We start from the raw sequence: 20,417 nt of genomic DNA, 5'->3' as shown, positions 1-20,417 counted from the left end.
ACATGTTCTGGTCATCACCGATCAACGCCTGATCGATCGGCCCGGTACCCGAGTTCGAGATGCTGCCCGTGAACAACGTCTGATGCGCCGACCAACTGTTCACATTCGCCGGGTTCGTCGACGTCCGGTACGAGAACGCCGGCCCACCCCACTGGTAGGCGAGGACCCAGATGTTGCGCGGCGCGAAGTAGAACAACGACGGCGCCACCGCGGCGAACGGCATCTGGTTCTGGCTGGCCGAACCCATCTGGTTCCAGTTCGAGAACAGACCGAAGTTCATCGAACCCCACGTCGTACCCGTGTCATGCGTGGTGGCGTACACCAGGTGCTGACCGTTGTACGGGGCGTGCGTGAAGTCCTTCAACGACACCCAACCCGCCCGAGGCTGCGCGAGCGCACCGGTCGACGACCACCGGTACGACGACGGCAGGTTGCAGGTGCCCGTCGGCGGCGGCGTGGTGGGGGTCGGGTCGGGGTTGTTACCCCCGTCGACGCGGACGAGCTGCCACTGCTGGTTGGCGCCGTTCCAGTCGTCGTACTGCACGATGTTTCCACCGTCGGCGGTCGAGGCGCCCTGCACCTCCACCACCTTGTTGCTGTGCCGGCTGATCAACCGGACGTGGCCACCGTCGGAGTCGGCCAGCCGGAACTGCTGATTCGCTCCGTTGTGGTCGGTCCACTGCACGATGCTGCCACCGTTGGCGGTCGACCAGTTGTAGATGTCGAGCACCTTGCCCGACAACCGCGACTTCAGGCGGTAGTAGCCGCCACCCGAGTCGACGAACTGCCACTGCTGCTGATTGCCGTTGTTACGCGTCCACTGGGTGATCCGCGCTCCGTCGTTGGTGGCCAGGTTGTACACGTCCAACGCCTTGCCACTGTTGCGGTTGAGCAGCACGTACCACGCGTTCGTGTCGACCGTCGCCGCGGCGGCCGGGGTCGATGTCACCGCTACGGCGGTGACACCGCCCACCACCGCCGCCACGCCGGCCGCGACGACGCGCAGCAACCGCCCGCGCCGACGCGACGGCGGCGCGAGCAATTCAGATCTACCAAAGGCAGACATGATCCTCCTTCAAGATGACCAGGACCCCGAACGGTCCAGGACGGGCACACCACGACGCGCAGCGACCGAGCCGTGACGTGTTAGCGCTAACAGTGGCGTCCGCATGCCCTGGCGCACGCCTGAACCAAGATCCGACGACACAGGCCTGCCCGGTGAACCTCCGGCGTCATCACCCTTGAACATCGAATGTGGGCGATAACATGTCGTTCGTCAAGTCGTAACTTGGTGGTTTCATGGAGACTGGCCGCGCCGGGAACCTGGGCGCGGCCAGTGCCAAACCGTCGCTGCGCAGGCATCGCCCTGCCCACCGCCGCAGCCCAGGGGGAGCCGCCCGCAGCAGGCTCCCTGATGGCGCTAACATCGGCGTTTACGCATGATTCGGTCGCCCCGCGCCCGCCCCGGAAAGGCGTACCGAACCCGGCCGGGCAGAGACTCGCCTTGCGGCGCACCATCGCGCTCGCTCGGATGGACGACGGACTGGCGAACAACAGCACCATCGACAGTGGTGGAAATCCAATGACCTTCTTCGGCCCGGTGATCTCCCGGATTCCGCGGGGCGAGGAGGCGGGCCGGCTCTGGGACGGCGTCGTACTCGTCGCCGCGATGCCCGGCTTTCACGAATTGAAGGGGCGCCCACCTGCCGAACCGCAATTCGGCGAGGTCACCCCTCACTCTGCGTGAGTTCCCTTACAGCATCCACCCTGACGCCATCTTCTCGACAGGGCGTCGGTATCTTTGCCGACATGCTGTCGGCTACCTATCGGATGCGGTGAGCCCATGTTCCTCGCCATACGCGAACTTACCTTCGCCCGCGGTCGATTCGCCCTGATGGGCGTCGTCGTCGCGCTCATCGCGATCCTCACCGTACTGCTGAGCGGACTCTCCGTCGGTCTGGTCAACGACGGAGTCTCCGGCCTGAAACGTCTCCCCGTGACCTCGCTGGCCTTCCAGCACGAGGTCGCCAAGGACTCCGCCTTCTCCCGCAGCGTGGTGGACACCTCAGCCGTCGACACCTGGGCGGCCCAGAACGGTGTCGCCGAGGCGGCACCGCTGGGCAACACCCTCGCCAACGGTCGGACGAACCAGGGAGTCGAGGTCGACCTCGCCCTCTTCGGCGTCGAGGTCGGTTCCTTCCTCGACCCGGCCGTCGCCGAGGGTCAGCGCCTGGCCGGCGAAGGCGAGGTGGTGATCAGCTCCACCGCCGCCGAGCTGGGCATTTCGGTGGGCGACACGATCGCCCTGGAACCCGCCGGGACCCCCCTCAAGGTGGTGGGCATCCTCGGCGAGCAGCACACCTTCGGTCACGTCGACATCGGTTACCTCCCGCTGCGCTCGTGGCAGGAAGTGAAGGCAGGCGTACGGGCCGGCGACGCCGCACCCGAGCGCATCTACAACGAGATCACCGCGGTCGCCGTACGCGCCGCCGACGGTGCCGACATCGACCTGGCCGCCGGTGACAAGGCCGCCGGCACGACCTCGCTGACCCTGGAGCAGTCCTTCGGTGCCTCGCCGGGCTACACCGCCGAGACCTCCACGCTCCAGCTGATCCAGGTCTTCCTCTACGCCATCTCGGCCCTCGTGGTGGGCGCGTTCTTCACCGTGCTCACCGTGCAGCGCAAGCAGGAGATCGCGGTGATCCGGGCGCTCGGTGCCAGCACCCGTTACCTGCTTCGGGACAGCCTGCTCCAGTCGGTGGTGCTCCTCGTCCTCTCCGCCGGGGTCGGCGTCGCCATCGGTGTGGCAGCCGGCGTCGGCATCTCGGCCACCCCCATGCCGTTCGTGCTGGAGGCCGCCCCCATCGCCGTCGCCACCGCTCTGCTGCTCATCCTGGGCGTCGTCGGTGCCACCGTGGCCGTCCTGCGCATCACTCGCGTCGACCCGCTCACCGCGCTCGGAGGCAACCGATGACCGCCATGCTGTCCCTGTCCGACGTCACCCTGATCCACGGCGACGGCGAAGACACCGTCACCGCCCTCGACAAGGTCAACCTGGAGGTCGAGGCGGGCGAGCTGGTCGCGATCGTCGGCCCCTCCGGCGCCGGCAAGTCCAGCCTGCTGGCGGTCTGCGGAGCGCTCATCAGCCCCACCTCGGGCACGATCCGGCTCAACGACCTGGACCTCAGTGCGCAGTCGCCGCGCCGGCTCACCGCGATCCGTCGGGAGCGGATCGGCTTCGTGTTCCAGAGCGGCAACCTGATCCCCTCGCTCACCAGCCTGGACCAGGTACGGCTGCCGCTGACCTTCGGCAAGGTCGCCAACTCGCGCGACCCCCGGGAGCTGCTGGCCGAGGTCGGCATGTCGCACAAGGCGGACCGACGCCCGCACCAGCTCTCCGGCGGCGAACGGCAGCGGGTCGGCATCGCGCGGGCACTTGTCACCCGCCCGCAGGTGCTCCTGGTGGACGAGCCGACCGCGGCGCTGGACCGCCAGCGCAGTCAGGACGTCGTCGCCCTGCTGGCCCGCGAGGCGCACGAGCACGGGGTCGCCACCGTCATGGTCACCCACGACCACGAGGTGCTGCACCACTGCGACCGGGTGCTTGAGATGATCGACGGCAGGCTGTTGCCCGCCGAGAGCAACGCCGCGGTCTGAGGTCACCGCCTAGGCCAGCTACTCAGACGAGGAGGAGCGCGTGCCGCGGATCCAGGCGGCCAGCGTCGCCGAGCACCACGCCCGACAGCGGCGTGCCCTGCTGGACGCGGCACGCGCACTGCTGGCCGAGACCGAGCAGGCGCCCTCCATGGCGGCGATCGGACGTCGCGCCGGGCTCGCCCGCTCCAGCGTCTACCAGTACTTCGCCTCCGCCGAGGATCTCCTGGCCGCCGTCGTCGCGGACGTCTTTCCGACCTGGGCGGGCCAGGTCCTGGAGCGGGTGGCGGCGGCGCCGACGCCGGGCACCCGCATCTGGGCGTACGTGGTGGCGAACGTCGACCTGTTCGCAAGCTCCGAGCAGGCGGTGGCCCGAGCCCTCACCCGGGTGGTGGAACCGCGCGTGTTGCAGGGCCCGATGGAGGAGTTCCACGCCCAACTCCAGGGGCCACTGCGGCAGGCGCTCACCGAGTTCGGTGAGCCGGAGCCGGAGACGATGGCCGAGCTGATCGACTCCCTCATCGTGCGCGCGTCCCAGGACGTCGGCGCCACCGCCCGTACGCAGGCGAGGAAGACCGCAGACGTCACGCTCGCCCGGTTGCGCCGACTGCTCGGCCCGTACCTCGGCCTGGGTCCGCAGGACTGACGCCCACCGACCCCGGCCGAGGCACGGGCCGCGCTGGTCAGAGCAGAAGCAGCAGGGCCGACCCGACCACCACCGCCGGAATGGTGGTGATGACCGTGGCCATCAACGCGGAGTGCCGGCGCAGCGTGGCGAGCGGGATCAACGCGTCGCCGTCCTGACTTATCGCGTTCGCGACCAGGGTCGGCAGCGGCAGTCCCCCGCTGACGTACAGGCCGGTGAAGACGATCTGCACCGCGCAGCCGGGGATCAGGCCGATGCCGGCGCCGACCAGCACCCCCAGCAGCCCACCGAGCGCGATCTGCGAACCGTCGAATCCGGTGGTGCTGGTGACCACCTGCCAGGCCAGGTACGCCACCGCCACCCAGACGGTGATGAAGGACGCCTCGTGGGCGCTGTGCCGCAGGGTCGCCCCGATCGACTGCGGATGCGCCGTCTCCAGGTTGTCGTCCGCCAGCCGCCCGCGACCGGCAGCGAAGATCACCGCGGCGAGCAGGGTGCCGAGCACACCGAGCGCCAGGTACGGGTCGATCCCACCGAGTGCCCGAGTCAGCACCGTCGGGTCGACCAGTTGGAACAGCACCGGCACCGACACGGCGAAGGCCGGCACGGTCAGGCCCCAGAAGAGCGTGGACGCCGACATCTGCGGCAGCACGCCACCGAGCAACCGTCGTGAGCCGGCCAGGTCGGGCACGCCGACTGCAACCAGGCCGCCACCGGCCCCGGACCCGACCGGCACGGACCCGGAACCGCCGACCCCAGAACCGCCGGACCCGGAACCGCCGACCCCGGATCCGACGGGCGTGGGCCTGACGGGTGCGGATCCGGCGGGCGTGGGCACCGCCGCGGACCCGGCGGGCACGGCCACCACGGCGGGTGTCCGGCGTACCGCACGTGCCGGGTCGATGCCGAGCGCGTCCACCACGTACCCGGTGATCAGGCCGACCACGAAGAGCAGCGTATGGATCTTGAGCGCGAACATCGGATTCCAGGCCATCACCACCCACGAGGAATCGCCCAAGGTCGCCACCAGGGCGGCGATCACCGTGCCGAACGACACCTTGCCCCGGGCGTACAGCGGCATGAGGATGATCGCGCCACCGCAGCCGGGACTCACCCCCAGCAGCGCCCCGACCATCGGCCCGAACCGCCGATGCCGGGTCAAGCCGTCGGTGACCCGGTCTCCGTAGCGCCAGCGCAGCCAACCGAAGAGCGCCACCATCACGGCGACGTAGACACCAACCTGCATGAACGCGTCAGCGATCGGACGCAGGACGATTTCGGTCATCAACACACCTCCAGGCGACAGACGGCCTGCGGGGGATGTGCTGCTCCAGGCCGCAGCAGGTACGCCACGGCACTTCCCCGGACGCTGGCCCTTATGGGCCAGTCGGCGACCCCGCTGGGTCATCCGGTCCAGTCACGGTCCGGGATCACCTTCGGTACGAATGCGCATGATGGCTCGTTAACCGGGAAGGAGCGAACATGTCACACTGTTCCCCCATCCGGGTCGCAGTCGTCGACGGCCAGCCGATCTTCGCTCGCGGCCTCGAACTGCTGCTTCCTGCTGCCACCGATGGGCGGGCGCAGGTGGTGGGCTTCACCGCTGACGCCGCGGCGGCGGCCTCGCTGGTCCGCCGGTGCGTACCCGACCTGGCCCTGGTCGACCTGCACATGCCGGCGCCGGGAGGGATCCGAGCCGTGGCGGCGATCCGACGGACCACACCACAGGTCCGCATCGTGGCGATGTCCGACGCGGAGGACCTGAGTTCGCCGCTACAGGCGTTGGAGGCCGGTGCCGAGGCGTACATGCCCAAGAGCGCCGAGCCGGAGAAGCTGCTTCCCCCACTGCTGGCGGTCCTGGACGGCTGGGCGGTGATGCCGACGCAACTGCTGAGCACGTTGCTGCGACCCGCCCGGTTCCCGCCGGTCAGCCTCGACGAGGCGGAGCGTGCCCTGCTCCGATCCATCGCCGCCGGCCGGAGCACCCTGGATATCGCCGATCAGATGCACGTCTCCGACCGGACCGTGAAGCGGATGTCGGCCGCGCTGTTGCGCAAGTTGCGGGTCTCCAACCGCGCCCAGGCCGCAGCTTTCGCGGGCCATGCGGGGCTGCTCGACGACTGACCGGTCTCACCGCTCGACGTCGTCGGTACGCGGACGGGCACCGGCGATGAACGTGTCGAGCGCCGGCCCGTGCAGCACGCCGCCGGGCAACGGATCACGCAGTGCCCGTACCACCAGGCGCGCCACGGGTAGTCGGTCCGGGCGCAGCGCCGCCGCGAGGACCACGTTGCCGTACCGCCGGCCGCGCAGCATCCGGCGGTCGGCGACGATGCAGACGTCGGCGAAGACCGCCCGCAGGGTGGCCGCCTGCACCCGGGCGAGGACCAACGGCGGCAGGTCTGTCACGTTGACCAGGTAGATGCCGTCCGGGCGCAGCACCCGGGCGACCTCGGCGGCGAACGCCACCGTCGCCACGTGCGGCGGCATCCGGGCCGCCCGGTAGATGTCGGCGAGCACCAGGTCGTACGCCCCGGCGGGGACCTCGGCGACCGCCTCCCGCGCGTCGGCGACGTGGATCTCGACGCCGGCCGGGACGGGTGGCAGCTCGCGTGTCACCAGGTCGACCACCGCCGGCTCCCGCTCGACGACCAACTGCGTCGAGCCGGGCCGGGTGGCGGCGAGATAGCGCGGCAGCGTCAGCGCACCGCCGCCGAGGTGCAGCACGTCCAGCGGCCGACCGGCGGGCGCGGCGAGATCGGCCACGGCGGCCATCCGCCGGACGTACTCGAAGTGCAGGTACGTGGGATCGGCAAGATCGACGTACGACTGCTCGACACCGCCGGCCAGCAGCGTACGCCCGGTGGGTCGGACCGGATCGACGACAAGTTCCAATCGGTCGTCGTCGGATGCCCCCATGACCAGGCAGGCTAACCGACCCGCCCGAGCTGCTCTGCCGGCCCGCCGGCACCGCCTCAGGCGGTGCCGGTATCGCGGCCGGCCCGGGTCGACCCGCCGGTCGCGAGCCGCATGAGGTCGGTGTTGAAGTCGATCTCCTGCGGGCCGCTGCTCGGCCGGGCGTTTCCACCCCAGGTGTGCTGGTAGCTGTCCCAACTCTGGTCGGTGATGGCGCTGCGGACGGAACTCGCCACCAGCGCCGCCAGCAGGCCGGGCCGGAAGGTTAACGCGCACTTGGCGGGTCTTCCGCGCCACCGGAGGTGTCGAGTCCTCCACTCCGGAGCGACGGCCGGAAACGGTACCGATTACTTACCGAAACTACCGGTTGAAAAGGCTGGAACTTTCTGCCAGCCTGATAGCCACCGATCGATGTTGTCGCTAACATGATCTTCCGGACCGGGGAGGCGCCTCTCGCGACCAAGGCCACCTACGCACCCGGTCACATCTCCACCACCTGCCAGTCCACCGCCCGCAACAACGTCTCCGCGGGCAGACCGGGCAACTCATTTGGAACCCTTTTACCCGCTGGTCAGCCGACTCGCCTCCGGGCGGACGCTGATGTGATTCCTGGCCCGGTCGGCGGACCTACATCGCAGCTCGCCGCCGTCCGAGCGCCCCGAACAGCGACAGACATCTCCTATCCCACTAGTGGAGGATCAGCATGATCTCCCGGACCCGTCCCTCCGGGCGTCGACTTCGAACGCTCTCCCTATCCGGAACGACCGCGATAGTTGCGGTCCTCGCCGCGTCGATGCTGCCCACTCTGGCCCACGCTGCCGAGTCCACCCTCGGTGCGGCCGCGAACCAGTCCGGCCGGTACTTCGGTGCCGCCGTGGCGGCTAACAAGCTCAACGACGGCGCGTACACGACGATCCTGAACCGCGAGTTCAACAGCGTCACGCCCGAGAACGAAATGAAGATCGACGCGACCGAGCCGCAGCAGAACAACTTCACGTTCGGCAACGCGGACCGGATCGTCAACCACGCCCTCTCCCGGGGCTGGAAGGTCCGGGGTCACACCCTGGCCTGGCACTCGCAGCAGCCCGCCTGGATGGAGCGGATGGAAGGCCAGGCGCTGCGCTCGGCCATGCTCAACCACGTCACCCGGGTCGCGACCTACTACCGCGGCAAGATCGACTCGTGGGACGTGGTGAACGAGGCGTTCGAGGACGGCAACAGCGGCGCCCGCCGTAACTCCAACCTCCAGCGCACCGGCGGGGACTGGATCGAGGCCGCGTTCCGCGCCGCCCGCGCCGCCGATCCGGGCGCGAAGCTCTGCTACAACGACTACAACACCGACAACTGGACCTGGGCCAAGACCCAGGCCGTCTACAACATGGTGCGCGACTTCAAGCAGCGCGGCGTACCGATCGACTGCGTAGGCTTCCAGTCGCACTTCAACGCCCAGTCGGCGTACAACAGCAACTACCGCACCACGCTGTCCAGCTTCGCCGCCCTCGGGGTGGACGTGCAGATCACCGAGCTGGACATCGAGGGCTCGGGCACCACCCAGGCCAACACCTTCCGCGCCGTGGTCAACGACTGCCTCGCGGTGCCGCGCTGCAACGGCATCACGGTATGGGGCATCCGGGACAGCGATTCCTGGCGTTCCTACGGCACGCCGCTGCTGTTCGACAACAACGGCAACAAGAAGGCCGCCTACACGGCCACCCTGGACGCGCTGAACAGCGCCACCCCCGGGCCGACCCCCACGCCGACCACTCCGGGCCCCACCCCCACCCCCACCCCGACCCCGCCTCCGTCCGGCTCCGCCAACGAGATCGTCGGCAGCCAGTCGGGCCGGTGCATCGACGTACCGAACGCGTCACAGAGCAACGGCACCCGGGTCCAGCTCTACGACTGCAACAAGCAGACCAACCAGGCGTGGACCTACACCGCCAACAGGCAGCTCCAGGTGTACGGCAACATGTGCCTGGACGCCGCCGGCACCGGCAACGGCGCAGCCGTACAGATCTACAGCTGCCACACCGGCACCAACCAGCAGTGGAACGTCAACTCCAACGGCACCATCAGCGGAGTCCAGTCCGGGCGCTGCCTCGACGTCTGGAGCACCTCCAACGGCGCCCAGGTCCAGCTCTACGACTGCCACACCGGTGCCAACCAGCAGTTCCGGCTCGTCTCCCTCGGCGGTTCCAACCCGCCGCCGACCACCCCGCCGCCGACGACTCCGCCGCCCGGCACCAGCTGTGACCTGCCGTCGTCGTACCGGTGGTCGTCGACCGGCGCTCTCGCGCAGCCGAGGTCCGGTTGGGTGTCGCTGAAGGACTTCACGCACGCCCCGTACAACGGTCAGCACCTGGTCTACGCCACCACCCACGACACGGGTACGACCTGGGGTTCGATGAACTTCGGCCTGTTCTCCAACTGGAACCAGATGGGTTCGGCCAGCCAGAACCAGATGCCGTTCGCCGCTGTCGCGCCGTCGTTGTTCTACTTCGCCCCGCGCAACATCTGGGTCCTCGCCTACCAGTGGGGTGGACCGGCGTTCTCGTACCGGACCTCGACCGACCCCACCAACGTCAACAGCTGGTCGTCGGCCCAGACGCTGTTCACCGGGTCGATCTCCAACTCCAGCACCGGCCCGATCGATCAGGCGTTGATCGGTGACGACCAGAACATGTACCTGTTCTTCGCCGGCGACAACGGCCGCATCTACCGGGCCAGCATGCCGATCGGGAACTTCCCCGGCAGCTTCGGCTCCAACTACACCACGATCATGACCGACACCACGAACAACCTCTTCGAGGGCGTTCAGGTGTACAAGCTCCAGGGCCAGCAGCGCTACCTGATGATCGTCGAGGCGATCGGCTCGCAGGGCCGCTACTTCCGGTCCTTCACGGCCACCAGCCTCGGTGGGACGTGGACGCCGCAGGCCACCTCCGAGAGCAACCCGTTCGCGGGCAAGGCCAACAGCAACGCGACCTGGACCAACGACATCAGCCACGGCGAGTTGATCCGCTCCAACGCCGACCAGACGATGACCGTTGACCCCTGCAACCTGCAACTGCTCTACCAAGGGCGGTCCCCCAACTCGGGCGGCGACTACGGCCTCCTGCCCTACCGCCCGGGAGTACTGACTCTGCAGCGCTGACCGCGTGCAGGTCCGGCTCGGGCACAGCCGGAGCGGGCGGGTTCGGCACCAGCCGAGCCCGCCCACCCCTCAATCACCCCCACCACCAGGAGGTACCGACCGTGCAAGGACAGGCACACCATCCCCCACCCGCGGCGACTGCCGATGCTGACCGAGTGCCCACCCTTCGGGGACGGCTGACCAAGCTCGCCGCAGCCGGGATCGCCGCCGCCGTCGGACTGCTCACCGTGACGGTGGCGGCCGGGTCGGCGTCGGCCGCCGACAACCCGTACGAGCGGGGCCCGGACCCCACCCGGACCAGCGTCGCCACCGAACGCGGCCCCTTCGCCAACACCTCGGTCAGCGTCCCCACCGGGTACGGCTTCAACGGCGGCCGGATCTACTACCCGACCGACACCAGCCAGGGCACCTTCGGGGCCATCGCCATCTCGCCCGGCTACACCGCACTGTTCTCCGCGGAACTGGCCTGGATGGGACCGTGGCTGGCGTCCCACGGCTTCGTCGTGATCGGCATCGAGACCAACAGCCGTAACGACTTCGACACCGCCCGCGGCACCCAGCTGCTCGCCGCGTTGGACTACCTGACGCAGCAGAGCCCGGTACGCGACCGGGTCGACGCGAGCCGGTTGGCCGTGGCCGGTCACTCCATGGGCGGCGGTGGGGCGCTGAGCGCCGCCACGCGGCGTCCGGCGTTGAAGGCGGCGGTCGGCATCACGCCCTTCTCGCCGTCGTCGAACCTGGCCAACGACCGGGTGCCCACGATGGTCATCTCCGGGCAGGCCGACACGGTGGTCACCCCGTCCTACGCCCTCGACCTGTACAACAGCCTCCCGTCCACCACGGAGAGCGTGTACGTCGAGGTCGCCGGCGGAGACCACGGCTTCATGGTCGGCCGGTCGAACCCGGTGATGATCCGGACCATGCTGCCCTTCCTGAAGATCTTCGTCGACAACGACGCCCGGTACAGCCAGTTCCTGTGCCCGCTGATGGACAACAGCGGCGTGGTCACCTACCGCAGCACCTGCCCGCTGATCAACACCCCGACCACTCCGCCGCCCACCAGCCCTCCGCCCACCAGCCCGCCGCCGACCAGCCCTCCGCCCACCACGCCGCCGCCGGGCTCGGCCACCCAGATCGTCGGCGTCCAGTCGAACCGCTGCATCGACGTCCCGAACTCCTCTCGGAACAACGGCACCCGGGTCCAGCTCTACGACTGCCACGGACAGACCAACCAGGCCTGGACCTACACCGCGAACAAGCAACTCCAGGTGTACGGCAACATGTGCCTGGACGCCGCCGGCACCGGCAACGGCGCGGCCGTGCAGATCTACAGCTGCCACGGCGGTGCCAACCAGCAGTGGAACGTCAACTCCAACGGCACCATCAGCGGAGTCCAGTCCGGGCGCTGCCTCGACGTCTGGAGCACCTCCAACGGCGCCCAGGTCCAGCTCTACGACTGCCACGGCGGCACCAACCAGCGATTCAACCTCGTCGCACGATGACAGTGGTTGACGGCCTGTTCGAGAACAGGCAGATCAGCCAGTTCTAAACCGAAAGCGGGCGGGCTCGACATCACGTCGGGCCCGCCCGTTTCGCGTAGGCACCCTCCGCCCGACTTCAGCGGAGCGCCTTTGTCGGAGCCTGTCGATCAGCCGATCGCGTACGCCCGGATGATCGTCACATCGGTGTAGCCGCCGGTGGTGTCGGTGACCTTCGCCCGCAGCGAGACCGCACCGGAGGTCGGGTTGCCGACCTGGGCGGTCCAGGTGCCGTCGATCTTCCTGACCTTCACCGAACGCCAGGTCTTACCGCCGTCGAACGAGGCCTTGGCGGTGACCGTCTTCACCTTCGGGTTCTTGCCCAGTTTGGCGTCGGGGTTGAGCTTGGGCCGGCTCAACGTCAACTTGACGTCGGTGGTGCTGCCCGGCTTCGCCTGGTTGTAGAGGTTCAGGCCGGTGGGCAGCATGGTGACGGCGTAGACGGGCGCCGTCACCGAGGTGTTCGGCTTCGCCTTGAACCGGTACGTGACGCTGGTCTTCGGCGACAGCATCCCGGCCGGGAAGGTGATCTCCGGGTAGTAGCGGCTCGCGTTGTTGGTGAGCTTGTACCAGCCGGACTTCTTCACCTTGTATTCGAGGTACGTATCGCCGGGCTCCCAGCCCTTGTCCTTCTTGGTCTTGACCGTCTTGCCACCGAAGGTCAGCGTCGCGGTCGCCTTGTCGCCGCCCTCGACGTTGTCGTCGCGAGGAAAACCGGGATCGGCGAACATGCTGTTCAGCGAGTAGGAGATCCGGCCGTTGATCACGACCGGCAGCCGCGCGGACGGGCCCCAGGCAGCCCGGAAGAAGTTGAGGGTGTGCGACTTGCCCGCCACAACCTTGCGGGACACCATGTAGCCGCCGAGGGTGACAGTGGTGCCATCCTTGGCTGCTGCATAGCTGCTGGCGCGGATCAGCCAGTTGCCGGGTGAGAGGTGCACCTTGGTCCGGTACGGCCGGTCGGCACCGAACAGGCCCGCGTACATGTGGTCACCGCAGACGCGTTTGATCGGCTGCACGGCGAGGTGGAGGCCGTCGATGGTCGCGGCCGTGCCCTGCCGGCCCGTCGCATTCACCGTACCGAGCGAGGAGCGCTTGTAGGTCTTGGACAGCCCACTGGGGACGCCGGTGCGGGTGTACATGACCGCGTAGCTGTCGGAGAGCCCGGAGCTGTCGCTCCACTGCCGCATCGCGCCGAAGGCAAGCTTCTTCGACGAGTTGGGAATGACGTAGAGGCTGCTGCCGTCCCAGTCCGAAGCCTCGACGTCGTAGCTGGCGGAGTCGGATTTGGTGCAGATCTGCGCCCTGGTCTGCGCCATGATTCCTTCACCGGCTGGTGCTGGACTGACACCCAAGGTGATCTTCTTGCCCTTGCGGGCGTCCACAGTCGTCTTGCTGGCACCGGAGACCTTGACCGTACGCGCGCCGAGCGTCACCGCGGAGCCGGTCCTGATCGAGGCGAGCACCGCGTAGCTGCCCTTCGGCAGCTTCGTCGACTTGTTGGACTTCACCGAGCGGCTCGAATTGGTGGCGAGGTTGACCACCGTCGTGGTGACGTTGACCTTCTTGCCGTTGCGATCCAGCGTGGTGATGGTGAGCGTGTTGCTGGCGGCGACCGCAGGAGCGCCGATGGCCAGCAGGATTGCCGGCACGAGCGCCGCCGCGACGACCTTGCCGGCAATCCGGCGGCGGTTACGGGTGGACGCGCCCAGGCTGGCACCGGCCGGGCTGAGTCGATCAGACAATTCCACATCCTCATGGGTGGAAACCAATCCAGCCCGTACGACAACGGGCGGAGCGCCGATGATAGATCGGGACCACCCACTCCCGCTGACCCGAATGACCGCGACGAGGGCCGCTGCCGCGGCGCGGGCATGACCGGCGGCAAGACAGAAAGAAGCCCCCTAGCGGCTGTTGGGCCTGCTAGGGGGCTGTCTGCGCGCCCGAAGGGACTCGAACCCCTAACCTTCTGATCCGTAGTCAGATGCTCTATCCGTTGAGCTACGGGCGCTGGTGCTCGGCCAGTCTACACACCCGGCCTTCGCGCGGAGACTCCGGGATTCGAACCCGGGAGGGGCTTTAAGACCCCAACCGCATTAGCAGTGCGGCGCCATAGACCAGACTAGGCGAAGTCTCCCTGGTGGCCCTGCAGACCACCGCGCCCGAGGATACAGGTCCGCCCCGGCCGGGAGCAAAGCGACTATCGGGTGCCGCTCGACCGTGGCCGCGCGGATGGGGAACGTGACCGCTGTGCGCTGCCGTTTTCCGGACTACGCTCCATCGACATGCAGGAGCAGCCGCCCAGCGAGCAGGACCGCCCGAAGTCTGCCGAGGGAGCACGTCGGCGCTCCCCGGAGGCGACCTTCACGCCACCTCCGGCACCGCCCGCCCCGACCCCGGATGAGCGGAACGAGCCTGGTGGGGCACGTCCTCGGCGGGCGAAGGCGGCTCCCGGCGTGCTGTTCCAGCCGCCTCCCACTGCGGAGCAGCCGCTGCCGCGTCAGGCGCGGCCAGCCTCGTCCTCACCCGCGCCGCCGCCGTTCGCGGCCACGCCGGTCGACGTCGGCGAGACGCGGATCACCGATTCGACCTCGGGTACGGGGAGACCTCAGCTCAGTGGCGAGGAGGGCCGGCCGGAGTCTCCGACAACTCGGCAGGCTCCCCGCGCAGCGAGGAAGGCCACCCCGAAGAAGGCGACGCCGGCGAAGAGAGCTGCGCCCGCCAAAAGAGCGACTCCTGCCAAGAGCGCCGTGCCGCCGAGCACCACGGTCGAGGACGCCGACGTCACCGGGACGAGCGCTGCGAAGAAGGCACCAGCACGCAGGGCCGCGTCCGCGAAGGCGGCCCCGCAGCCACTCGCGGCCAAGAAGACACCGGCCCGCAAGGCCGCCGCCCAGCAGACCGCACCCACAACCACAGCGGCCGAGCCGGTCCTGACCAGCAGCACGACTGCTGACCGGGCCGGGGACGCTGGCAGCAGCACCGGCGGGGTGCCGGAGGTGGAGTTGCGGGCGCTTGTGGCGCGCGTACTCGATCATCCGGGTTTTGCGCCGGAGTTGTTGGCGCTGACGGCGGTCGAGGTGCTCGGGCCGCGCGCGGCGCAGTGGGCGCGGCGGCTGCGGGAGACGTACCCGGGGGCGAGCGCGGACGGTCTGGCTCGGCTGGCCGGTCAGCGGTTCGTCCGGCAGGCGACGGTCGGTGGGGCGGGTGCCGCGTTGGCCGGTGCCTTCGCGCCGGTGGTCGAGTTGGCCGTGGTGCTCTGGTCGCAGGCGAGTCTGGTGCTGCACCTGGCGGCGGCGTACGGCCGGGATCCGGCGCATCCGGACCGGGCGGCGGAGCTGTTGGTGTTGATCTTGGTGCATCCGGATCTGGAGGCCGCCCGTTCGGCGCTGGCGGCGGCCCGCGCGGCCGACGGGCCCGGCGAGGAGCCCGGCCCACGGGCGGTCGAGGCGGCCTGGCGTCTGGCCGCTCCCCTGACCGCCCAGGCCGGCGGCTGGCTGGTCCTGCGCCTGGCTTCCCGCCTCATCCCCGGCGCCGCTCCCCTGGCCGCCGCCGTCACCACCTCCACCGCCACCCAACGCCTCACCGCCCGGGCCCTCACCGCCTACCGCCCACCCCGAAGCCAGAGTTGATCAAGAGGTTTGCGTCAGGTCAGGCACCGCTACAGACGCAAACCTCTTGATCAACCACGCAGAAAAAGGGGGTCAGAGCCAGGTTAGCCAGGAGTCGGGGACGAGGGTGTAGCCGACGAAGGCGACGATGTCGAGGAGGGCGTGGGCGATGATGAGGGGCATCACGCGGCGGGTGCGTAGGTAGAAGTAGCTGAAGACGATGCCCATCACGGCGTTGCCGACGAATGCGCCGAAGCCCTGGTAGAGGTGGTACGAGGCGCGCAGCAGGGCGCTGGTGGCGATGATCGCGCCGACCCGCCACTGGAGTTGCCGCAGCCGGGTCATCAGGTAGCCGACCACGATCACCTCCTCCAGGATCGAGTTCTGGAAGGCGGCGAGAATCAGCACCGGCACGGCCCACCACAGGTCGGGCAGCGCGGCCGGGACCAGGGTGGCGTTGAGACCCAGCTGCGCCGCCGCCCAGAACAGGACCAGGCCGGGCAGCCCGATCAGCGCCGCCAGCCCGGCACCCTGCGCGAGGTCGGGTCCGGGCCGCCGGAAGTCGACGCCGAGGGTCCGCGCCGGGTCGCCGGGGTCACGCGCCAGCAGGTGTACGGCGAGCAGCACCGGCAGCAACGCGAAGACGATGCCGAGCAGTTGGTACGTGAGGTCGAGGTACGGCCGAGCCGACGCGGAGGTGTTGAGCGCGGCGGTCTGCTTCGACAGCCCACCCTCGGCGGTGAGCTTCGCGATGATCGACACCGTGGCGTAGACGGCCGACTGGCCGAGGGAGAGGCCCAGCACCAGAAGTGTTTCGGTGCCGAGCATCCGGCGGGACGCCGGTCGGGTGAGCTCAACGGTCACCGCACCACTCTGCCGCACTGCTGGCACCCGGGTGCCACTGAGCCGGCCTCACGATGCGATCGCACATTCTGTGCGACCTTCATACACGCTCCGTGGACATTCTATGAGGGCCCGAACCGCCGTCAGAGAAGGAGCGCCCCCGTGGACAACTTCGCGCGGCTACTGAAGGAGAGTTGGGCCCTCGTCGAGGCCGACCGGGTCCGGTTGAGCGAGCACTTCTACGCCCGGCTCTTCCTCCTCGATCCGGAACTGCGCAAACTCTTCCCGGTACAGATGGCCGGGCAGGGCGACCGACTGCTGGAAGCGATCATCGCGGCGATCCACACGGTGGACGACCCGGAGGGCTTCGACGAGTTCCTCCGCGCGCTCGGCCGGGACCACCGCAAGTACCACGTCGAGGCGGCGAACTACGACACCATGGGCGTGGCGCTGTTGGACGCGCTGCGCAGCACCGCCGGGGACGGCTGGAACCTGGAGTACGACCAGGCGTGGCGGGACGCGTACGCGGCGATCAGCGAGAAGATGCTGGCCGGCGCGGCGGCGGACGACAACCCGCCGTTCTGGCACGCCGAGGTACTGACCCACGAGCGGTACGGGCCGGACACCGCCGTGTTCACCTGCCGGGCGCTGCAACATCCGCTCACCTGGAAGGCGGGGCAGTACGTCAGCATCGAGGCACCCCGCTACCACCCTCGGGTGTGGCGCACGTACTCGGTGGCCAACGCCCCGAACGACGACAACGTGCTGGAGTTCCACGTCCGTACGCCGGAGGGGGCCGGCTGGGTCTCCGGTGCCCTGGTCCGCCGGGTGAAGCCGGGCGACCTGCTGCGGGTGGCCGCCCCGATGGGTTCGATGACCCTGGACCGCTCGTCGGATCGGGACGTGCTCTGCGTCGCCGGGGGTGTCGGGCTGGCCCCGATCAAGGCCCTGGTGGAGGAGTTGGTCAGCTTCAACCGGACCCGCTGGGTGCACCTCTTCTACGGCGCGCGTACCGAATCCGACCTCTACGGGCTGGACGGGTTGCGCGACCTGGTGGCCGCCCACCCGTGGTTGTCGGTGACCGCCGCCTGTAGTGACGACCCGGACTTCGACGGCGAGCACGGCGACATCTCCGACGTGGTGGCCCGCTACGGCCCGTGGACGACGCACGACTGCTACGTCTCCGGCTCGGCGGCCATGGTGCGGTCGACGCTGCGGGTACTCGCCGCCGACGACGTCCCGCCGCAGCACACCCGGTACGACACCTTCGGCAATCTGTAGAGCTTTTCTCCCCCCGAACCGGGGCGCGTGCCCCTGCCCCCTGGGGCACGCGCCCCGGTCCCCCGAACGGGCGGACCGGCACCGCCCGCACGACCACGCCTGGCCGGCGTCGTTTCCACCCGGACCAGGCGTGGTCGTGCCACAGCCGTCGCGCGGGCACGACTCAGTAGCGCCAGGGGTGGCCGGTTTCGCGGTATTCCTCGATCGGCACCAGCGGCACGCCGGGTGCCATCCGGTCGACGTACAGCCGGCCTTCCAGGTGGTCGATCTCGTGTGCCACCAGGCGGGCCATGCCGAACTCGAACGAGGTGATCACACGCCGGCCGTCGAGTTGGGCGTGCTCCACGTCGAGCCGGAGCGGGCGCGGCACCAGACCCCGGTGGTCGAAGAAGGAGAGGCAGCCCTCGTACTGCTCGTCGGTGTCGGGTGCCGCGTCGACGACCCGGGGGTTGAGCAGCACCACCGGCTCGGCGGTGCGGTCGGGTGGGCGGATCACGGCCGCGGCCCGGCCGATCTCCAGTTGCGGGGCGGCGATCCCCACTCCCTTGGCGAACGGGTGCAGTTCGTCGAGGCGGGCCAGCGCGTCCGTCAGCCGATCGATGACCTCCCGGGCGGCCCGTGCCTCGCGCGGCAGGTCGAACGGGCGGGCCGGTTGCCGCAGCAGGTCGGCCCCGCGTTGCAGAATGCCGAGCCCGCGCATCCGCTCGGAGGGCCGGATCCGCTCGCCCTCCGGTTCGGCGTCCGACTGGGCCCGGAAGCGCCACTGCATCCGGTAGCGAGCGTTCAGCGGCGGGTCGTCGGTCGCCCATTCGAAGATCGCCCGGTCACCCTCGTCGCGCCGGGCGACGGCCCGGCGCAACGGGCCCTCCTCCGCCGACAGCGAGGTTTCCGCGCCCCAGACCTGCGGATCCAGCTCGGCAGGCAGGTCCAGGCGTACGGCGAGGTGCCGGGTCGGTACGCGGACCGCCCGCTGGAACCACGGCCCCCACTTGTCCCGCCCGACGGTGTACGTGTACTCGATGGTGGCGCGGTGACCGGGGTAGAGCGGGAAGCGCCGTTCGCCGTTCTCGAAGAGCAGCCAGATCTCCTTGAACGCGTCCCGGTCGTACTTGGCCCGCCAGTGCATGGCCTCGCGTTCGCCGGATTCCTCCCGGTAGGCCCGTAGGCCGAGTTCGGCGAAGGTGAGCGGGCGTTCCCGGTGGTGCCGATTGGAGCGGCCAGGATCGTTGGGGTAGCGGTCCACGGCGACCCGTACCAGGTAGCGGGTGATCGGTTCGGTGCCGGCGTTGTACAGCTCCCGGCGGATCAGGCAGCGGTACCCGTCCTCGGTGTAGGTGAGGATGCTCGACTCGTTCTCGACGATCAGCCCGGTGCCCGGCGGGATCCACCGGCCGCTCGGGTCGGGCTCCCGCGGGTCCCGTTCGGTGCGGGCGTGGCGCAGGTGGTCGTACTCCCGGAAGCGTTGCCAGATCGCGCCGCTGGCATCCAGGACGGCCTCGGCGCGCCGGGCGAAGTCCTCGGTGGGTCGGTGCCGCCGCCCTTCGACGTGGCTGACGTACGACGGGTCGAAGCCCATGAGCGTTGCCAGCTGTTTCTTGGACAGACCCCGCTCGGTGCGGTGGCGGGCGAGCTCGGCGGCGAAGGAGTCGGCAGCCCGATCGAGCGGTGAGGTCGTCATCAGCTTCCTCGTGGCCGGGAGTACCAAAACTTTCACGTTCAGTGGCCGGACGTGTACAGGACTGGCACCTTCTCGACAGGACGCTTGACGGCTGGGCGATTCACCCCGATACTGCGGCGCGTTTCCCGATGAACACGCTGGGTAACCGCGTGTCGCGCTTCCCACTTGTTGCCTCTGTAACTGCCTCCGTCGAGGGTTACCACCACCGGCAAAGTGTGGTTAGGCTAGCCTTAATTGAGGATCTCGGACGGAGGTGGAGCAGGTGACAGCCGTACTACCGGCGCACGCCGCCTCCTCGACGGCTCTCGATCCGGTGACCGCGACCCTGCGGGCCATGTTCGGCACCGACGTCCTCCCCGGGCTGGCACCGGGGCTGCTGGTCGTCGACGAGGCCGACTGGGCCCCGGCCGCGACCCTCGCCGACGGCGGTCGGCTGCCGGAGCTGCTCGGTTCCGCCGCCCGACTCTGGGGTGGCAGCCCGCACGCCTCCGCCGCGCTGGCCTGGAAGGCGTACAGCTACTGGGCGGCGTTGCCGGTGGTGCTCGGCTGGGCGGTCGCCCGGCGCGTACCGCTGCTCGACGCCGACAGCACGCTCATCCACTTCGCCGACCCGCACACCCTGATCACCCTCGGCCTGCGCCAGTCGACCCGGGTCGCGGTGCTGCCGGCCGATCCGCTGGTCGTCACCGAGCCGCAGCGGGTCCAGGTGGTGGCCGACGAGCAGGAGTTGCTGGCGACACTGCGGGCCGCCCTGCTGGAGGCGCACCTGTCGCCGCTGATCACCGCGATCCAGGGTGAGGTCCGCATCGGCACCCGTACCCTGCTCGGCTCGGTGGCCTCCGGCATCGCGCACGGATTGCTGACGGCTTCCGACAGCGTGCCCGGTTCGACTGTCGATGCGATCGACACCCTGCTCGACACGCTCGGCCTGGCCGATCTGGTGGAGCTGGTGCCCGACGCGGACGGCAAGCCGACCGTGCAGCGGCGCACCTGCTGCCTCGCCTTCACCCTGCCCAAGCCGAAGGTGTGCCAGGGCTGCTGCCTGCGCACCGCCTGACGGCCCACCGGCCTTCATCCTCTCAGTCGGTCAGCGGCC

General features: G+C 69.3%; 17 protein-coding genes and 2 tRNA genes. 10 read left to right on the top strand and 9 right to left on the bottom strand.

Annotated elements, in window-relative coordinates:
- The coding region (locus EG812_RS20560; protein ID WP_199743912.1) for a non-reducing end alpha-L-arabinofuranosidase family hydrolase at positions 1-1,066 on the bottom strand (1,066 nt) is incomplete at its 3' end.
- Positions 1,067-1,531: 465 nt separating this feature from the next.
- Between EG812_RS20560 and EG812_RS20555 the strand changes: the two genes are divergently transcribed.
- The 4 genes from EG812_RS20555 to EG812_RS20540 all read left to right on the top strand — a co-directional run bounded on the left by EG812_RS20555 (position 1,532) and on the right by EG812_RS20540 (position 4,300).
- Positions 1,532-1,747, top strand: coding sequence for a mycothiol-dependent nitroreductase Rv2466c family protein (locus tag EG812_RS20555; RefSeq protein ID WP_233579556.1), 216 nt, complete (start codon positions 1,532-1,534; stop codon positions 1,745-1,747).
- Positions 1,748-1,843: 96 nt separating this feature from the next.
- The gene (locus EG812_RS20550; protein ID WP_126712488.1) at positions 1,844-2,974 is read left to right on the top strand and encodes an ABC transporter permease; all 1,131 of its coding nucleotides are present in this window, start codon (positions 1,844-1,846) and stop codon (positions 2,972-2,974) included.
- Positions 2,971-3,657 carry an ABC transporter ATP-binding protein gene (locus EG812_RS20545; RefSeq protein WP_126712487.1) on the top strand — a complete coding sequence of 229 codons (687 nt, stop codon included), beginning with the start codon at positions 2,971-2,973 and terminating at the stop codon, positions 3,655-3,657. Before EG812_RS20550 ends, EG812_RS20545 begins: the two co-directional genes overlap by 4 nt.
- A gap of 40 nt (positions 3,658-3,697) precedes the next feature.
- Complete coding sequence (locus EG812_RS20540; protein WP_013736450.1) at positions 3,698-4,300, top strand: TetR/AcrR family transcriptional regulator; 603 nt, start codon at positions 3,698-3,700, stop codon at positions 4,298-4,300.
- 37 nt (positions 4,301-4,337) lie between these two features.
- On the opposite strand, the gene EG812_RS20535 is transcribed toward EG812_RS20540, so the two are convergent.
- Entirely contained in the window at positions 4,338-5,585 is a 1,248-nt protein-coding gene (locus tag EG812_RS20535) for a putative manganese transporter (protein ID WP_158632527.1), read from the bottom strand.
- A gap of 197 nt (positions 5,586-5,782) precedes the next feature.
- On the opposite strand from EG812_RS20535, the gene EG812_RS20530 reads away from it, so the two are divergent.
- Positions 5,783-6,424 (top strand): response regulator transcription factor, encoded by a 642-nt coding sequence (locus tag EG812_RS20530; RefSeq protein WP_126712485.1) that lies wholly within the window; start codon positions 5,783-5,785, stop codon positions 6,422-6,424.
- A 6-nt stretch (positions 6,425-6,430) separates the two neighbouring features.
- Here the strand turns inward: EG812_RS20530 and EG812_RS20525 are convergent, their stop codons facing one another.
- A complete protein-coding gene (locus EG812_RS20525; protein ID WP_126712484.1) occupies positions 6,431-7,219 on the bottom strand; it encodes a spermidine synthase in 789 nt (262 codons plus the stop codon).
- Between the two features lie 56 nt (positions 7,220-7,275).
- The gene (locus tag EG812_RS29115; protein ID WP_158632526.1) at positions 7,276-7,452 is read right to left on the bottom strand and encodes a hypothetical protein; all 177 of its coding nucleotides are present in this window, start codon (positions 7,450-7,452) and stop codon (positions 7,276-7,278) included.
- A 467-nt stretch (positions 7,453-7,919) separates the two neighbouring features.
- On the opposite strand from EG812_RS29115, the gene EG812_RS20520 reads away from it, so the two are divergent.
- Both EG812_RS20520 and EG812_RS20515 read left to right on the top strand, forming a co-directional pair.
- Positions 7,920-10,370 carry a non-reducing end alpha-L-arabinofuranosidase family hydrolase gene (locus EG812_RS20520; protein ID WP_502697207.1) on the top strand — a complete coding sequence of 817 codons (2,451 nt, stop codon included), beginning with the start codon at positions 7,920-7,922 and terminating at the stop codon, positions 10,368-10,370.
- Positions 10,371-10,525: 155 nt separating this feature from the next.
- Positions 10,526-11,872 (top strand): poly(ethylene terephthalate) hydrolase family protein, encoded by a 1,347-nt coding sequence (locus EG812_RS20515; RefSeq protein ID WP_013736455.1) that lies wholly within the window; start codon positions 10,526-10,528, stop codon positions 11,870-11,872.
- Between the two features lie 146 nt (positions 11,873-12,018).
- On the opposite strand, the gene EG812_RS20510 is transcribed toward EG812_RS20515, so the two are convergent.
- The 3 genes from EG812_RS20510 to EG812_RS20500 form a co-directional block, all read right to left on the bottom strand.
- Positions 12,019-13,653: a hypothetical protein gene (locus tag EG812_RS20510; protein ID WP_126712482.1), complete on the bottom strand. Its 1,635-nt coding sequence runs from the start codon at positions 13,651-13,653 to the stop codon at positions 12,019-12,021.
- A gap of 193 nt (positions 13,654-13,846) precedes the next feature.
- A tRNA-Arg gene (locus EG812_RS20505) sits at positions 13,847-13,919 on the bottom strand.
- Between the two features lie 35 nt (positions 13,920-13,954).
- Positions 13,955-14,045: transfer RNA gene (locus EG812_RS20500), tRNA-Ser, on the bottom strand.
- Positions 14,046-14,658: 613 nt separating this feature from the next.
- Between EG812_RS20500 and EG812_RS20495 the strand changes: the two genes are divergently transcribed.
- The gene (locus EG812_RS20495) at positions 14,659-15,540 is read left to right on the top strand and encodes a hypothetical protein (protein WP_126712481.1); all 882 of its coding nucleotides are present in this window, start codon (positions 14,659-14,661) and stop codon (positions 15,538-15,540) included.
- Between the two features lie 72 nt (positions 15,541-15,612).
- Here the strand turns inward: EG812_RS20495 and EG812_RS20490 are convergent, their stop codons facing one another.
- Entirely contained in the window at positions 15,613-16,383 is a 771-nt protein-coding gene (locus tag EG812_RS20490; protein ID WP_013736458.1) for a CPBP family intramembrane glutamic endopeptidase, read from the bottom strand.
- Between the two features lie 141 nt (positions 16,384-16,524).
- Between EG812_RS20490 and EG812_RS20485 the strand changes: the two genes are divergently transcribed.
- A complete protein-coding gene (locus EG812_RS20485) occupies positions 16,525-17,643 on the top strand; it encodes a globin domain-containing protein (protein WP_013736459.1) in 1,119 nt (372 codons plus the stop codon).
- A gap of 163 nt (positions 17,644-17,806) precedes the next feature.
- Here the strand turns inward: EG812_RS20485 and EG812_RS20480 are convergent, their stop codons facing one another.
- A complete protein-coding gene (locus tag EG812_RS20480; RefSeq protein ID WP_126712480.1) occupies positions 17,807-19,321 on the bottom strand; it encodes a peptide deformylase in 1,515 nt (504 codons plus the stop codon).
- A 334-nt stretch (positions 19,322-19,655) separates the two neighbouring features.
- Between EG812_RS20480 and EG812_RS20475 the strand changes: the two genes are divergently transcribed.
- Positions 19,656-20,378 carry a hypothetical protein gene (locus EG812_RS20475; RefSeq protein ID WP_126712500.1) on the top strand — a complete coding sequence of 241 codons (723 nt, stop codon included), beginning with the start codon at positions 19,656-19,658 and terminating at the stop codon, positions 20,376-20,378.
- Positions 20,379-20,417: the final 39 nt, after the last annotated feature.

It is taken from the genome of Verrucosispora sp. FIM060022 (assembly GCF_003977705.1).
Lineage (GTDB): Bacteria > Actinomycetota > Actinomycetes > Mycobacteriales > Micromonosporaceae > Micromonospora > Micromonospora gifhornensis.
This window is presented reverse-complemented; position numbering and strand designations above follow the sequence as displayed.

What these genes read in the sequence shown, in the direction of transcription:
- EG812_RS20555 (WP_233579556.1), top strand. Translation starts at nt 1,532, where the DNA reads ATGGACGACGGACTGGCGAACAACAGCACCATCGACAGTGGTGGAAAT.
- EG812_RS20550 (WP_126712488.1), top strand. Translation starts at nt 1,844, where the DNA reads ATGTTCCTCGCCATACGCGAACTTACCTTCGCCCGCGGTCGATTCGCC.
- EG812_RS20545 (WP_126712487.1), top strand. Translation starts at nt 2,971, where the DNA reads ATGACCGCCATGCTGTCCCTGTCCGACGTCACCCTGATCCACGGCGAC.
- EG812_RS20535 (WP_158632527.1), bottom strand. Translation starts at nt 5,585, where the DNA reads ATGACCGAAATCGTCCTGCGTCCGATCGCTGACGCGTTCATGCAGGTT.
- EG812_RS20530 (WP_126712485.1), top strand. Translation starts at nt 5,783, where the DNA reads ATGTCACACTGTTCCCCCATCCGGGTCGCAGTCGTCGACGGCCAGCCG.
- EG812_RS20525 (WP_126712484.1), bottom strand. Translation starts at nt 7,219, where the DNA reads ATGGGGGCATCCGACGACGACCGATTGGAACTTGTCGTCGATCCGGTC.
- EG812_RS20520 (WP_502697207.1), top strand. Translation starts at nt 7,920, where the DNA reads ATGATCTCCCGGACCCGTCCCTCCGGGCGTCGACTTCGAACGCTCTCC.
- EG812_RS20480 (WP_126712480.1), bottom strand. Translation starts at nt 19,321, where the DNA reads ATGACGACCTCACCGCTCGATCGGGCTGCCGACTCCTTCGCCGCCGAG.
- EG812_RS20475 (WP_126712500.1), top strand. Translation starts at nt 19,656, where the DNA reads ATGTTCGGCACCGACGTCCTCCCCGGGCTGGCACCGGGGCTGCTGGTC.